16 protein-coding genes are annotated in these 13,551 nt (G+C 66.3%); 5 read left to right on the top strand and 11 right to left on the bottom strand.

All coding sequences use genetic code 11. The features are described from left to right. The first annotated feature begins 131 nt into the window (after window positions 1-131). On the top strand, window positions 132-1,148 hold the full coding sequence (locus V6V88_RS25850) for an amino acid ABC transporter substrate-binding protein (RefSeq protein WP_056319656.1): 1,017 nt from the start codon (window positions 132-134) through the stop codon (window positions 1,146-1,148). A 70-nt stretch (window positions 1,149-1,218) separates the two neighbouring features. Here the strand turns inward: V6V88_RS25850 and V6V88_RS25845 are convergent, their stop codons facing one another. The 3 genes from V6V88_RS25845 to dprA form a co-directional block, all read right to left on the bottom strand. Next, on the bottom strand, window positions 1,219-1,692 hold the full coding sequence (locus tag V6V88_RS25845; RefSeq protein ID WP_223573490.1) for a hypothetical protein: 474 nt from the start codon (window positions 1,690-1,692) through the stop codon (window positions 1,219-1,221). A gap of 26 nt (window positions 1,693-1,718) precedes the next feature. Beyond that, the gene (locus V6V88_RS25840; RefSeq protein WP_056319662.1) at window positions 1,719-2,627 is read right to left on the bottom strand and encodes a hydroxymethylglutaryl-CoA lyase; all 909 of its coding nucleotides are present in this window, start codon (window positions 2,625-2,627) and stop codon (window positions 1,719-1,721) included. Between the two features lie 93 nt (window positions 2,628-2,720). Then, complete coding sequence (gene dprA, locus V6V88_RS25835; protein ID WP_062838954.1) at window positions 2,721-3,827, bottom strand: DNA-processing protein DprA; 1,107 nt, start codon at window positions 3,825-3,827, stop codon at window positions 2,721-2,723. A gap of 230 nt (window positions 3,828-4,057) precedes the next feature. Between dprA and def the strand changes: the two genes are divergently transcribed. Both def and fmt read left to right on the top strand, forming a co-directional pair. Further along, complete coding sequence (def, locus tag V6V88_RS25830; RefSeq protein WP_062838955.1) at window positions 4,058-4,570, top strand: peptide deformylase; 513 nt, start codon at window positions 4,058-4,060, stop codon at window positions 4,568-4,570. 14 nt (window positions 4,571-4,584) lie between these two features. Further along, window positions 4,585-5,526 carry a methionyl-tRNA formyltransferase gene (fmt, locus tag V6V88_RS25825; protein WP_338616978.1) on the top strand — a complete coding sequence of 314 codons (942 nt, stop codon included), beginning with the start codon at window positions 4,585-4,587 and terminating at the stop codon, window positions 5,524-5,526. 19 nt (window positions 5,527-5,545) lie between these two features. Here the strand turns inward: fmt and V6V88_RS25820 are convergent, their stop codons facing one another. The 5 genes from V6V88_RS25820 to V6V88_RS25800 all read right to left on the bottom strand — a co-directional run bounded on the left by V6V88_RS25820 (window position 5,546) and on the right by V6V88_RS25800 (window position 8,611). Continuing rightward, window positions 5,546-6,067, bottom strand: coding sequence for a class IV adenylate cyclase (locus V6V88_RS25820; RefSeq protein WP_062838957.1), 522 nt, complete (start codon window positions 6,065-6,067; stop codon window positions 5,546-5,548). A 15-nt stretch (window positions 6,068-6,082) separates the two neighbouring features. Further along, window positions 6,083-6,709 (bottom strand): pyridoxamine 5'-phosphate oxidase family protein, encoded by a 627-nt coding sequence (locus tag V6V88_RS25815; protein ID WP_056319673.1) that lies wholly within the window; start codon window positions 6,707-6,709, stop codon window positions 6,083-6,085. A 12-nt stretch (window positions 6,710-6,721) separates the two neighbouring features. Beyond that, window positions 6,722-7,348 carry an HAD hydrolase-like protein gene (locus V6V88_RS25810; RefSeq protein ID WP_338616976.1) on the bottom strand — a complete coding sequence of 209 codons (627 nt, stop codon included), beginning with the start codon at window positions 7,346-7,348 and terminating at the stop codon, window positions 6,722-6,724. Between the two features lie 70 nt (window positions 7,349-7,418). Next, complete coding sequence (locus tag V6V88_RS25805) at window positions 7,419-7,985, bottom strand: hypothetical protein (protein ID WP_062838959.1); 567 nt, start codon at window positions 7,983-7,985, stop codon at window positions 7,419-7,421. 35 nt (window positions 7,986-8,020) lie between these two features. Next, window positions 8,021-8,611, bottom strand: a complete 591-nt coding sequence (locus V6V88_RS25800; protein ID WP_062838960.1) for a TIGR00730 family Rossman fold protein — start codon at window positions 8,609-8,611, stop codon at window positions 8,021-8,023. A 234-nt stretch (window positions 8,612-8,845) separates the two neighbouring features. Between V6V88_RS25800 and V6V88_RS25795 the strand changes: the two genes are divergently transcribed. Beyond that, window positions 8,846-9,406 (top strand): ferritin-like domain-containing protein, encoded by a 561-nt coding sequence (locus tag V6V88_RS25795; protein ID WP_280003993.1) that lies wholly within the window; start codon window positions 8,846-8,848, stop codon window positions 9,404-9,406. A gap of 130 nt (window positions 9,407-9,536) precedes the next feature. On the opposite strand, the gene rimO is transcribed toward V6V88_RS25795, so the two are convergent. The 3 genes from rimO to V6V88_RS25780 form a co-directional block, all read right to left on the bottom strand. Next, on the bottom strand, window positions 9,537-10,883 hold the full coding sequence (gene rimO, locus V6V88_RS25790; protein ID WP_062839051.1) for a 30S ribosomal protein S12 methylthiotransferase RimO: 1,347 nt from the start codon (window positions 10,881-10,883) through the stop codon (window positions 9,537-9,539). A 142-nt stretch (window positions 10,884-11,025) separates the two neighbouring features. Next, window positions 11,026-11,277: a helix-turn-helix domain-containing protein gene (locus V6V88_RS25785; RefSeq protein WP_063952133.1), complete on the bottom strand. Its 252-nt coding sequence runs from the start codon at window positions 11,275-11,277 to the stop codon at window positions 11,026-11,028. Window positions 11,278-11,471: 194 nt separating this feature from the next. Continuing rightward, the gene (locus tag V6V88_RS25780; RefSeq protein ID WP_338616973.1) at window positions 11,472-12,104 is read right to left on the bottom strand and encodes a LysE family translocator; all 633 of its coding nucleotides are present in this window, start codon (window positions 12,102-12,104) and stop codon (window positions 11,472-11,474) included. A 95-nt stretch (window positions 12,105-12,199) separates the two neighbouring features. On the opposite strand from V6V88_RS25780, the gene rsmB reads away from it, so the two are divergent. Continuing rightward, window positions 12,200-13,537 (top strand): 16S rRNA (cytosine(967)-C(5))-methyltransferase RsmB, encoded by a 1,338-nt coding sequence (rsmB, locus tag V6V88_RS25775; protein WP_338616972.1) that lies wholly within the window; start codon window positions 12,200-12,202, stop codon window positions 13,535-13,537. Window positions 13,538-13,551 lie beyond the last annotated feature (14 nt).

Raw genomic sequence — 13,551 nt, 5'->3', positions numbered from 1 at the left:
TGCGCAGGTCCGCCGGCACGCGCCGGCGGCATACCTAAATAAGCGTCCGTTATTTGGCGGGGGCGCTTCATGTCTATAAGCTGCTTGCCTTGGCGCGCTTTCGCGCCCGGTAGCAGAAAGGAATTCTCGTCATGAACATTGCAAAAGGGTTGGTGGGCGCGGCGCTTCTGATGGCAGCCGCGCAGGGCGCGCAGGCCGCAACACTGGACGTCGTGAAACAGCGCGGCGCCGTCGCATGCGGCACGACCACGGGCTTTGCGGGCTTTTCCGCGCCCGACGCGCAAGGCAAATGGCAGGGCCTGGACGTGGACCTGTGCCGCGCCATCGCGGCCGCGGTGTTCGGCGATGCGAACAAGATCAAGGTGGTGCCGCTCAATTCGCAGCAGCGCTTCACCGCGCTGCAATCCGGCGAAGTCGATGTGCTAACGCGCAACACCACGGTGACGCAGCAACGCGACACGGCGCTGGGCATCATCCATGCCGGCATCAATTTCTACGACGGCCAGGGCTTTCTGGTGCCCAAATCGCTGGGCGTGAAAAGCGCCAAGGAAATCAACGGCGCCACGGTCTGCCTGCAGACCGGCACGTCCAACGAGAACACCCTGGCCGACTGGGCGCGCGCCAACAACGTGACCTACAAGCCCGTCGTCATCGAGACCTTCAACGAGGTCGTCAACGCGTTTGCCTCGGGCCGCTGCGACGTGTTCTCGACCGACGCCTCGGGCCTGGCTTCGATCCGCATCTCCAAGCTGCAGAATCCCGACGACTACGTCGTGCTGCCCGAGATCATCTCCAAGGAACCGCTGGGCCCGTTCGTGCGCCAGGGCGACGACGCGTGGCTGAATATCGTGCGCTGGTCGTTGTCGGCCATGATCGAAGCCGAGGAATACGGCGTCACGTCCAAGAACGTGGACGAACAGGCCAAGAGCGCCAATCCCAACATCAAGCGCATCCTGGGCGTGACGCCCGGTAGCGGCGCGAATCTGGGGCTGGACGAAAAGTGGGCCTACAACATCGTCAAGCAGGTGGGCAACTACGGCGAGAGCTTCGAGCGCAACGTGGGCGAGGGCAGCCCGCTCAAGATCAAGCGCGGCTTGAATGCGCAGTGGACGCAGGGCGGATTGATGTACGCGTTGCCCATCCGTTGATACCGTGTGTCTCAAAGCGCCTGCGTGTCAGACACCTTGTGTGTCTGACACCGGCTGATTTTGGACGGAATCAGGCGCGCTTGTACAACTCTCCGATCTTCACAAACGCCGCGCGCAGTTCCCGCGTGCCGCCCTGAAAAATCACCGGCTTTCCGCGGTGCGTGAAGACGACGAGCCGCTTGGAAAACACCATTGGCACGAAGCGCGCGAAGCGCACGTCTTCCCAGGCCACTTCGCGCCGCGTGAACCATGTCTGGCGGATGCCGTGATCGTCGATCGTGGTGATGGACGTCTGCATGTGCCACGAGACAAACAGCAGCGCCACAAAGCACAGCACCACGGCCACTGCCAGCAGCGTGTCGAAGGGCTGAGAGGGCGCGCGGATGGCAGTGGTGACAACCTGCACGCCCAGCACCGCAAGCAACACCCAGGTCAGGATGCGCACCCAGTCCGGCCAGGCCTGGCCCGCCAGGGGCAACGGGCCGATGGCGCGGAGCAGCGCCGCGAGGTCTTCGGGCGAGGCGGGGGCATTCTGAGCGGTCATGCGGGCGGGGGGCGTGCGGCGCGGGATCAGGCCGCGCGCTTGGCGGCGATGGCGTTGCCGGCGCGGCTGGAGCCCTTGCGGTTCAGATGCGCGGACATCCATTGCCCGATGTCGACCACGGCGTCGAAGTCCACGCCCGTGTCGATGTCCAGGCCGCGCAGCATGTACAGCACGTCTTCCGTCGCGACGTTGCCAGTGGCGCCCTTTGCATAGGGGCAGCCGCCCAGGCCGGCCACCGACGTGTGGAAGATGGAAATGTTGGTTTCCAACGCTGCCAGGATGTTGGCAAGCGCCTGGCCATAGGTGTCGTGAAAATGGCCCGACACGCGCGCCGGGTCCACGACCTGTGTGACGGCGGCCATCACTTCGCGCACGCGCTTGGGGTTGCCCACGCCGATGGTGTCGGCCACGTCGATCTCATCGACCTGCATTGCCAGGTAGCGCTGCGCCACGTCCACCACGGCCTCGACGGGAACTTCGCCCTGGTAGGGACAGCCCAGCGCGCAGCTGATGCTGCCGCGCACGCGGATGCCGGCTTCGCGCGCGGCCTGCACGACGGGCTCGAAACGCGCGATGGATTCGGCGATGGAGCAGTTGATGTTCTTTTGGGAAAAGGCCTCGCTGGCGGCGCCGAAGATCACGATTTCGTCCGCGCGGGCGGCCAGCGCCCCTTCAAAACCCTTCATGTTGGGCGTCAGCACCGAATAGATGGTGCCGGGCCGGCGTTCGATGCGCGCCATCACGTCGGCGCCGTCGGCCATCTGCGGCACCCATTTGGGCGACACGAACGACGCGGCTTCCACATTGGGGAAGCCCGCGGCGCTCAGGCGGTTGACCAGTTCCACCTTGATGTCGGTGGGGACGAATTCCTTTTCGTTCTGCAGACCGTCTCGAGGCGATACCTCGACGATCTTCACGCGGGAGGGCAATGCCATGTCTCTTCCTGTGTCGGTATTGGGAGGCCGGCGCTACAAGGCTGCGGCGCTGCCGAACATATTAGCGCCATCGCATCCGGCCCCGTTGCAGTGCTAGTGCAAACGCTGGTAGCGGCCATCGTCCAGCCGGGCGATGCGGCCCTGCAATTCCAGTTCGACCAGTTGCGTCTGCAGGTCGGCCGTCTCCAGGCCGCACCGCGCCTGGATCGCGTCCAGATGCAGCGGGTCGAAACCCAGGGCGTCGAGCACGGGATGGGCCGGGGCCGGTGTCTGCCTGCGCGCGGGCGGCGTCGGCGTGGGGCCCCCGCCAAGCTCGTCCGTGATGTCCATGGCGGTTTCGACCAGCTTGGCGCCCTGGCGGATCAAGGCATGGCAGCCGCGCGACAGCGGCGAATGGATGGAGCCGGGGATGGCAAAGACTTCGCGTCCGCATTCCCCGGCTAGCCGCGCCGTGATCAGCGACCCGCTCTGCTTGGCCGCTTCCACCACCAGCACGCCGCGCGCCAGGCCCGCCACGATGCGGTTGCGCTTGGGAAAATGCTGCGGGCGCGCGCCGGTGCCCAGCGGCAGCTCCGACACCAGCGCGCCGTGCGCGGCGATGCGGTGCGCCAGGTCGCGATGGCTGGCCGGATAGATGCGGTCGATGCCCGTTCCCATGACCGCAACGGTGCCCGCGCCCTGCGAGCCGGCGTCCAGCGCCCCTTCATGCGCGGCCGCGTCGATGCCTAGCGCCAGGCCGCTGACGACGCGCCAGCCGTTGCCCGCCAGATGCCGGGCAAACGCGCGCGCATTTTCCTGGCCGCCGGGCGTGGCATTGCGCGCGCCCACGACCGCCAGCGACGGTCCCTGCAGAAAAGCGGGGTCCCCGGCGACATACAGCAGGATGGGCGGGTCGGCGATCGTCAGCAGGCTTTGCGGATAGGAGGGATCGGCCAGCGTGAGGACGTGGCGGCCGGGCTGCTGCACCCATTCCAGCGCCGCCTGCACCTGCTTTTCCATGTCGGCCGGCATGGGCGCCGCCAATTGCCGCGCCAGCGCTTCCGGCACGTGCCGCGAGAGCGCGGTGGCGCGCTGCGCGTAGATCTGGTCGGGCAGACCAAGCGCGGCCAGCAGCTGGCAGGCGGTCGCGGAACCGACGTTGGGTTCGAGGGACAGCCGCAGCCAGGCGGCGAGTTCTTCGGGCGATTGCGTGAGGGGCATGAAACGGGCGCGGAAAAGGCGTCTGGGGTTCGAGAGTGTCGCATGTGCCACGCCCGTCCATCAGGACCGGGGTGGACGGATATGCGCGCCCGCGCAAATGGCAAAAACCCCCTGCAAAAACGGTGCCGCAGCAATGTCCGCAATCCCTGAATTAGCCGAAAACTATTAGAAATCAAGACTCTAATGAATTAAACTCTCGCCTAAGCATCACTACTGGCGATCCCCCTTCAATGGCTTTACTTCCCATCCTTCGCTACCCGGATCCGCGCTTGCACAAAAAGGCCAAGCCGGTTGCCGAGGTCGACGACCGCATCCGCCAACTCGTGCGCGACATGGCCGAAACCATGTACGACGCGCCGGGTGTCGGCCTGGCCGCGACCCAGGTCGACGTGCACGAGCGCGTCGTCGTGATCGACGTGTCCGAGGAAAGCAATTCGCTGCTGACCCTGATCAACCCCGAGATCACCTGGCGCAGCGACGATTACAAGATCTACGAAGAAGGCTGCCTGTCCGTCCCCGGCGTTTACGACGAAGTGGAACGCGCGTCGCGCATCCGCTGCAAGGCGCTGGACATCGACGGCAAGCCTTTCGAATTCGAGGCCGACGGTCTTCTGGCCGTTTGCGTGCAGCATGAACTCGATCACCTGGAAGGCAAGGTGTTCGTCGAGTACCTGTCCAACCTCAAGCAGAATCGCATCAAGACCAAGCTCAAGAAAGCCGAGCGCGAAGCGCTGCGCGCCTGACGGAGAGCCGGTCCATGCGTATCGTCTTTGCCGGAACCCCGGAATTTGCCCGTATCGCGTTCGACGCCCTGCGGGCCGCGGGCCACGAGATCCCCTTGGTCATGACGCAACCGGACCGGCCGGCGGGGCGGGGCCTGAAGCTCACGCCCAGCCCGGTCAAGCAGGCGGCGCTGGATGCCGGCATTGCCGTGGCCCAGCCGCGCAGCCTGCGGCTGGATGGCCGTTATCCGGATGAGGCCGCCGAGGCCCGTGCGTTGCTGGAAAGCGTGGCGCCCGATGTCATGGTGGTGGCCGCATACGGATTGATCCTGCCGCAATGGGTGCTGGATCTGCCGCGCCTGGGCTGCCTGAACATCCACGCCAGCCTTTTGCCGCGCTGGCGCGGCGCCGCACCCATCCAGCGCGCCATCGAGGCGGGCGATGCCCGTACCGGCGTCACCATCATGCAGATGGACGAAGGCCTGGATACGGGCGACATGCTGCTCGAACGCATCGTGCCGATCTCGGACGAAACCAATGCCGCGCAGCTGCACGACGCGTTGGCGCAGGCGGGTGGTGAAGCCATCGTCCAGGCGCTGGATGCGTTGGCCAATGGCGGCCTGACCGCGCGCAAGCAGCCGGAAGACGGCGTGACCTACGCGGCCAAGCTGGACAAGGCCGAAGCCGCGCTCGATTGCAGTCAGCCCGCCCAATTGCTGGCGCGCCGCGTGCGGGCTTTCAATCCCGTCCCGGGCGCCAGCATCCGGTTGCCGGGGCTGCCCGATGCCGTGAAGGTCTGGCGCGCCCAGGCGCTGGCCGAGACCACCACGGCGGCGCCGGGCAGCGTGCTGCGCGCCGATGCGGCGGGCATCGACATCGCCACCGGCCAGGGCGTGCTGCGCCTGCTTGAACTGCAAAAGGCGGGCGGCAAGCGCCAGCCGGTGGACGTGTTCGTGCGCGGCTGGCAGCCCGCCTGACGGCGCTGCGCCAGGCGGCTCACGCCTGGCCGCGCGCCGCCAGCAGATCCAGATACGCGCCCGACAGCAACTGCTCGGGCGCGACGCCCAGCCCGGCCATCAGCGTTCGGGCTTCTTCCATGCCTGCTTCGACGCTTTCGTCGTCGCGCAGCACCACTTCCAGCTCCAGGAATTCGCCCAGGCCTTGCACGCGGTCCAGGTGGATGCGCGTGCGCCCGGCGATGAACACCGTGCGGTGTTTCCTGACGCGGCCGATCACGCCATAGGCGTGCGACAAGGCCTCGCGCAGGGAGTCGGGCGCGTCGGTGGGTGAGATGACGTAGAAGCTTTCCTTGGGACCGCTATCGTCGGCGCGCCGATAGAAGATCAGCTCGCCCGAGCCGTCCGCGAAGGCGCGCAGCTTCAGGCGGCCGTTGGCGCACGTGAAGAAGGTGTCGTCCTGGTCGATGAAGACCGGCTCTTTTCCCGATAGCGCCGCGGCCAGGTGTTCGAGGGCATCCAGGCTGTCCACCCGCGCCTTGATCTCGACATTGCGTGCCATGGCCGCGCTCCGGATTCAGTAAAGCGAACCGGCCACGCGGGCGGGCAGTTCGCGATCGTAGGTCACGCCGTCGAACGTGCCCGCGGTCAGGTCGGACAGAATGCGGCCGACGCTGGGCAGCGCGGTGCGGGGGATCTGCGTCTGCGGGTCCCAGAGGCGCGAGCGCAGCAGGGCGCGCGAGCATTGGAAATAGACCTTCTGCACGTCGATGACCAGCACGGAGCGGGGCAGCTTGCCGTCCATTTCGAAGCGCGCCAGAAGCGCCGGGTCGACGCTGATGCGCGCCGTGCCGTTCACTCGCAATGTTTCGCCCACGCCCGGCACGAGGAACAGCAGGGCCACGCGCGGATCGGCAATGACGTTGAGCAGGCTGTCCACGCGGTTGTTGCCGCGGCGGTCGGGCAGGAGCAACGTCTTTTCGTCTTCCACCACTACAAACCCGGCGGGGTCGCCGCGCGGCGAGGCGTCCAGCCCATCCGGTCCCGCCGTCGCCAGCAGCGCGAACGGCGCGGCCTCGATGAACGCGCGGTAGTGCGGATGCACATGGTCGACCTCTTTTTTCAGGGAGGCTTCGCCGGGCGAACCGTAAAGCGCGTGCAGGGCGTCGGCGTCGGTAATCAGGTGAGCGGGATCGGTATGCATTGGATCTGGGCGTTAGGCCAGTGCGTTGGGAAGGTCTTGAACCGCCAGGAACAGCTCGTCGGGGCCGCGGCCGCGCAGGGCGTCGACATGGTTGTAGCCCCAGGCAACCGATCCGACGCGCACGCCCGCCTTGCGGGCCGCGTCGATGTCGCGCATTTCGTCGCCCACCAGCAGGAAACGTTCGGGGGACGTGCCGTGCTGCTTGAGCAGGCGGTCGATCTTGGCAGCCTTGCCGAACAGGTCGCTGCCGCATTCGTAGTCGTCAAAGAGCGCCGCGGTTTCCTCGCCCAGCACGCGCTTGACGTTCTCGACGGAGTTCGAACTGACCACCGCCAGGCGCAGGCCGCTCGCCTTCAGGCGGGCCAACGCTTGCGGGATGCCGTCAAACAGCTGCACGCTGGGATCGATTTCCTGCATCAGCGTGCGCACGTGCGTCATGATTGCGGGCAGCTTCCATAGCGGGATGTTCAGGTACTTCAGGATCTCCATCGCATCGCGGCTGCGAAGCGCTTCGCGTTCGGCCGCATCGATCTTGCGGAAGTTGTACTTCTCCGCGACGGTATTGAGAATGGTGTTGAACCACGGCATGGTGTCTGCCAGGGTCCCGTCGAAGTCGAAGGCTGCAAGGTCGTATTTCAATTCTTGAATCCAATGCCGGCAGGCTGGGCGGGGACGCCTCTCCCACGCTGACAGGCGTCGTCGCGCATCCCTACATGCCGTGCGGGTGAAGCAGATAGTGCACGACCGGCGCCAGGTCTTCAAGCGGCGGAGCGCCGGCGACCACGCGCGCAGCGCTGGTCCAGGGGTAGTCCAGGGCCAGCAGCCAGCCGAACACCGCGGATGCATCGCCCGGGGGCAGGGTCACCATGGTTTCGATCGTGATGGTCAGGCGCTTGGCGCGATACGGGTCGGGCTGAAATTCCCAGTCGTATCGCCCACAGCCCACGCGCACGTTGCCGGTCGCCTTTTCGGTCATGCCGACCAGCCAGTCGCACTGGTAATCCGGCAGGCGCGTGTCCGCAGGAGGGCGCGACAGGTAGAAGGTGTAGACGTTGTCGTAGGTCTGGCCGAACTTGCGCACCAGCGTGTCGGTGATGGCGGCCAGGCCATGCGATTCGGGCGGAAAGGCGATGGCCTGCGTGCGCAGGGCCATTTTCAGCACGGCGTCGGGCGCAAAGGCGCGGGCCATGTAGTGCGGGCGGTTCTCGTCCTTGGCGTGAAAATAGTCGCGCAATACGGACTCGGTGCAACCGGGGAACAACGAATCGGTAGGCATTGCGGGGGCTTCCATTCAGGTCTTTGGCGTGGGGGTCAGGGCTTTCGGATCGGATCGAACCACTTCGAGACGTTGGGCGGCTCGTAGATGGCGTAGCGGTCCAGCAGCAGGGCAGGGTCTTCTTCCACGACCAGCATGTCGCGATGCTGGGGACGGATGAATGCTTCTTCCACGGTGTGGTCAATGAATTGCATCAGGGCATCGTAGTACCCAGCCACGTTCAGCAATCCGCAGGGCTTCTGGTGCATGTTCAATTGCGCCCAGGTCCAGACTTCGAAGAATTCTTCCAGCGTGCCGGCGCCGCCGGGCAGGGCGATGAAGCCGTCGGCCTTCTCCATCATCATCGCCTTGCGCTCATGCATGTTCTGCACCGTGTGCAGTTCGGTCAGCCCCAGATGCGCCTGTTCCTTCTTGAGAAGCAGTTCGGGGATGACGCCGATGACGCGGCCGCCGCCGGCCAGCACTTCGTTGGCCACCACGCCCATGATCCCGACGATGGATCCGCCGTACACCAGGCCCAGGTCGCGCTTGACGAGTTCGCGCGCCAGCACGCGGGCCTGCTCGACGTAGTCCGGGCGCGTGCCCGGGTTGGAGCCGCAATACACGCAGATATTCTTCAGAGTCATAAAACGGGTGGGAAATTGCCGGCCGCGTTACAGATTGCGTCACGCGGCCTTTCGCGAAGCCGATAGTTTACGCAAGGTTGCCGGAGGACTCCCGAGACCCTGGGCGAGCGCCGCGGGGAGACGCGGGCAATGTTTGGACACAGCAAGTTCCGGCGCGCTCGGTAGACTGAAGATTGCGAAAACGACTGGAAGTCCAGCGTCGTGCTGCTTTCACGGACTAGAGGAGCTAACGATATGGAACAAGCAAACCGCAACCCGCAGGAAAACAAGCGTCCCTTCGATATGGACGTGCAGGCGATTCGCGCCAAGGCGCGCAAGGACATCGAATCCGGCGCCATCACCGACACGTATCGCGCAGACCGTGAAACCGTGCTGAAACTGCTGAATGAAGCGTTGGCCACGGAAATCGTCTGTGTGCTGCGCTACAAGCGCCACTATTTCATGGCCCGCGGCCTGAATGCGGAACCGGTCGCGGCCGAGTTTGCCGAGCACGCGGCTCAAGAGCAGGATCACGCCGACAAGCTGGCCGAGCGGATCGTGCAGCTGGGCGGCGAGCCGAACCTGTCGCCCAAGGGCATTCTGGACCGCAGCCACTCGGAATACGTCGAAGGCAATTCGCTGGAAGAGATGATCAAGGAAAACCTGATCGCCGAGCGTATCGCCATCGACAGCTATCGCCAGATGATCGATTACATCGGTGAACAGGATTCCACCACGCGCCGTCTGCTGGAGGAAATCCTGGCGGTGGAAGAGGAACACGCCGACGATCTGTCGGACTTCCTGGCCAAGTCCTGATCGGGCGCCGCCCCGTTCGCGGGGCGGCGTGCATGGGGCGGGGTCCCGGGATCCGCGGCTCGTCACGCCCAAAGATAAACGCCGTCCGGCGCGCGATGCGCCGGACGGCGTTTATCCGAAGTCGCTGCTTTTACAGCGCGTCGGCCCAGAGGTCGTACTCGTCGGACTCGGTGACGCGCACGCGCACCATGTCGCCCGGCTGCAGGGGCTTGTCCGAACTGACGTAGACGCAGCCGTCGATTTCCGGCGCGTCGCCCGCGCTGCGGCCCACCGCGCCGTCTTCGTCGACCTCATCGATCAGCACGTCGATCTCGCGGCCGACCTTCAGCGCCAGGCGCTGGGCGGAGATGGTCTGCTGCAGCGCCATGAAGCGCTCCCAGCGATCCTGCTTGACGTCGTCCGGCACCGGATCGTCCAGCAGGTTGGCCGGCGCGCCTTCAACCGGCGAATACTGGAAACAGCCCACGCGGTCCAGCTGCGCTTCCTGCATCCAGTCCAGCAGATATTGGAAGTCTTCCTCGGTTTCGCCGGGAAAGCCGACGATGAAGGTCGAGCGGATCGTCAGGTCCGGGCAGATTTCGCGCCAGCGCTTGATGCGCGCAAGCGTCTTGTCTTCGAAGGCCGGGCGCTTCATCAGCTTCAGGATGCGCGGACTGGCGTGCTGGAACGGGATGTCCAGGTAGGGCAGGATCTTGCCCTCGGCCATCAGCGGAATCACTTCGTCGACGTGCGGGTACGGGTACACGTAATGCAGGCGCGTCCAGACGCCCATTTCGGACAAGGCCATACAGAGCTCGGTCATGCGGGTCTTGACCGGGCGGCCGTTCCAGAAACCGCTGCGGTATTTCAGGTCCACGCCGTAGGCGCTGGTGTCCTGCGAGATCACGAGCAGCTCTTTCACGCCGGCCTTCACCAGGCGCTCGGCTTCATTGAGCACGTCGCCGACGGGACGGCTGACCAGGTCGCCGCGCATCGAGGGAATGATGCAGAAGCTGCAGCGATGATTGCAGCCTTCGGAGATCTTCAAGTACGCGTAGTGGCGCGGCGTGAGCTTCACGCCCTGCGGCGGCACCAGGTCCACGTAGGGATTGTGGTCCGTGCGCGGGGGCGCCACGCCGTGCACGGCGCGCACGACCTCTTCATATTGCTGGGGACCGGTCACCGACAGCACGCTGGGATGCACGTCGCGGATCACCGATTCCTCGACGCCCATACAGCCGGTCACGATGACCTTACCGTTCTCGGCAAGGGCTTCGCCGATGGCTTCCAGCGACTCGGCCTTGGCGCTGTCGATGAAACCACAGGTGTTCACGACGACCACGTCGGCACCGTTGTATTCCGGCGTGATTTCGTAGCCTTCGGTGCGCAGCTGGGTCAGGATGCGTTCGGAGTCGACCAGGGCTTTGGGGCAGCCCAGCGACACGAACCCCACGCGCGGCGCGCGCCCCGGGTTGGCCTCTTGGGCGGCGGCCGTGATGGCGTCCAGCGTCGCGTCGGCGCCATTGCTGGGATTAGTGCCGGCGCCTTTGCCGGGGCGGGAATGTTCAATAACTTCCAATCTAATTCACCGTAGGTTCGCGCACGGGCATTGGGCGTGCGGCGGGGTAATCGTCAAAGGGTCAGGGCCAGGCCGGGGCGTCCACGGAGGACAGGTGGCGCAGCGTTTCGGGATGCAGCATGGCGACCCGCAGCAATGTCTGCGCGGCGCCAGAAGGATTGCGCCGGCCTTGTTCCCAATCCTGCAAGGTCCGCACGCTTACGCCCAGCAACGCCGCGAAATCCGCCTGCGGCAGGCCCACGCGATTGCGCGCTTCGCTGATGTGCGACGCCTGCCACCGGACGGACCGGGCAAGCGGAACAGCCTTATTCATAACTCAATCAAGGGGGGAGGGGGGCGGCGTTTTCCCGCCAAGCGAATTCGAGGCTGGCGGCCGCTCGCCATGGCGATGGCAGGAAAGCGCGAAATTATACGGCATTGCCGTAGGCGCGGATAGCGCTAGGTGCGCAACAGGCCTGCAAAAAGGGGGGCGGAGAAGCGGGCGCGGACCGTCGGCCCGTGTCCGGTTCAGGCTGCGGTGCGCCGGTACAGGGCCAGCGTCCCGGCCAGACCGATCAGCATGCCCCCGCAGATCCGGTTCAGCCAGCGCAGACCGCCCGCCTGGAAGGCGCGGACCATCTGGGCGCCCAGGGTGGCGTACGCCAGCATCGTCGCCACGTTCAGCAGCGCCAGGATCCCGGCCAGGATGGCGTATTGGGCGGGCAGCGGCGCCGCGGGGTTGATGAACTGGGGCAGAAAGGCCGACATGAAAAGCAGGGCCTTGGGGTTGGTCAGCGCTACGACGAAGCTGCGCATGCCCAGGGCCAGGCCGTCCGGACGGGTGTCGCGGGGGCGCTCGGACGGCAGGGTCAGCGCCGCGTCCGAACGCAGGAGCTTGACGCCCAGCCACGCCAGATACGCCGCGCCCGCCCATTTGACGATCTGGAAGGCGACTTCGGAGGCCGCCAGCAGCACGCCCAGGCCGCAGGCCACCGCGCCGATCAGGACCAGATCGGCCAGCACGGCGCCGCCCATGCCCCAGCATGCGGCGCGCACGCCGTGGCGCGAGCCGTTGGACAGGGCGAGAAGCACGGTGGGACCGGGCGTGATGATGGCGACGGCAGAGGCCAGGACGAACAGCAGCAGCGTGGCAAGGGTCATATCGAGCTCCGGGGCAGGCACCCAGTGTGCCGCGCCCGCCGCCCTCTCGTCCAGGTCCGGGCTACCATAGCGGTCTTACTCTTTGATTTCGCCCCATGTCCACGCGTTCCGACTCCCCCAATCTGGCTCCTCCGCTCTCTTCAGTCCTTCTTGCCAGCGCGGAAGTGGTGGAGGGTGTGCTCGACGGCCGTTCGCTCACCGAGGCGCTGGCCGACGTGGACGCCGCGCTGCGTCCGGCGACGCAGGCCGTGTCGTTTCATGCGATGCGCTACCTGGGCTGGGCCGATGCGGTCGGGCGCGAGATGGTGCAGCGCTATCCCAGCGTGCTGTTCGAGTCTCTGCTGCTGGTGTCGCTGACGCTGCTCAAGGAAGAGGGCGATGCGGCCGTGGCCTTGCCCGGCATGCCGGTCTACGCCCCGCACACGGTCGTCGACCAGGCGGTGACCGCGGCCGCCGGCTCGCGCGCCCTGGCGTCGTACAAAGGCATGCTCAACGCCTGCCTGCGCCGCTTCCTGCGCGAACGTGCCGCGCTTGAAGCCGCGGTGGCCGACAGCCCCGAGGCGCAATTCAATCACCCCGGCTGGTGGGTCAAGCAACTGACCGTGGCCTATCCCAAGCAATGGCGCGACATCCTGGCGGCCGCCAACCTGCCGGCCCCGCTGACGCTGCGGGTGAACCGCCGTCGCGCCACGCGCGAACAGGTGCTGGCGGCGTTTGCCGATGCGGGCCTGGCGGCCGAGCCGGTGGGCCAGTCGGGCGTGGTGCTCGCCACGCCCAAACCGGTGACGCAGTTGCCCGGCTTTGCCGAGGGCTGGTGGTCGGTGCAGGACGCGGGCGCGCAGCTCGCCGCCGAATTGCTGGCGCCCGCGAACGGCATGCGGGTGCTGGACGCGTGCTCGGCGCCGGGCGGCAAGACGGCGCACCTGCTTGAGCTGGCCGATATCGACCTGCTTGCCCTGGACGCCGATGCCGACCGGCTTGCCCGCGTGGAACAGAACCTGGCGCGGCTGGGCTTGGGCGGCGATCACGTCCGGCTCAAGGCGGCCGATGCGGCCGACCTGGACGCCTGGTGGGACGGCAAGCCCTTTGACGCGGTGCTGGCCGACGTGCCCTGCACGGCGTCGGGCATCGTGCGCCGTCACCCCGACATCCGCTGGCTGCGCCGCGAGAACGACCTGCGCCGCACGGCCAGCCTGCAGACCCGGATCCTGGACGCGCTCTGGTCCACCGTGGCGCCGGGCGGCCGCCTGCTCTATGTGACATGCTCGGTCTTTCCGATCGAGGGCACGCGCCAGGCCCTGGAGTTTCTGCAGCGCCACCCCGACGCGACCCGCCTGGAGGCACCGGGCCAGTTGCTGCCAGTTGCGGTCGATGCAACACCCGCGGCGCAACACGACGGGTTTTTCTACGCCTTGTTTGCCAAGCAGTCCTGAATCCCGAAGAATAG

The sequence above is a fragment of the Achromobacter sp. E1 genome (assembly GCF_037039475.1).
Classification (GTDB): domain Bacteria; phylum Pseudomonadota; class Gammaproteobacteria; order Burkholderiales; family Burkholderiaceae_B; genus Achromobacter; species Achromobacter mucicolens.
Note: the sequence above shows the minus strand (reverse complement) of the source record. Positions and strands in the feature narration are given on the sequence as shown.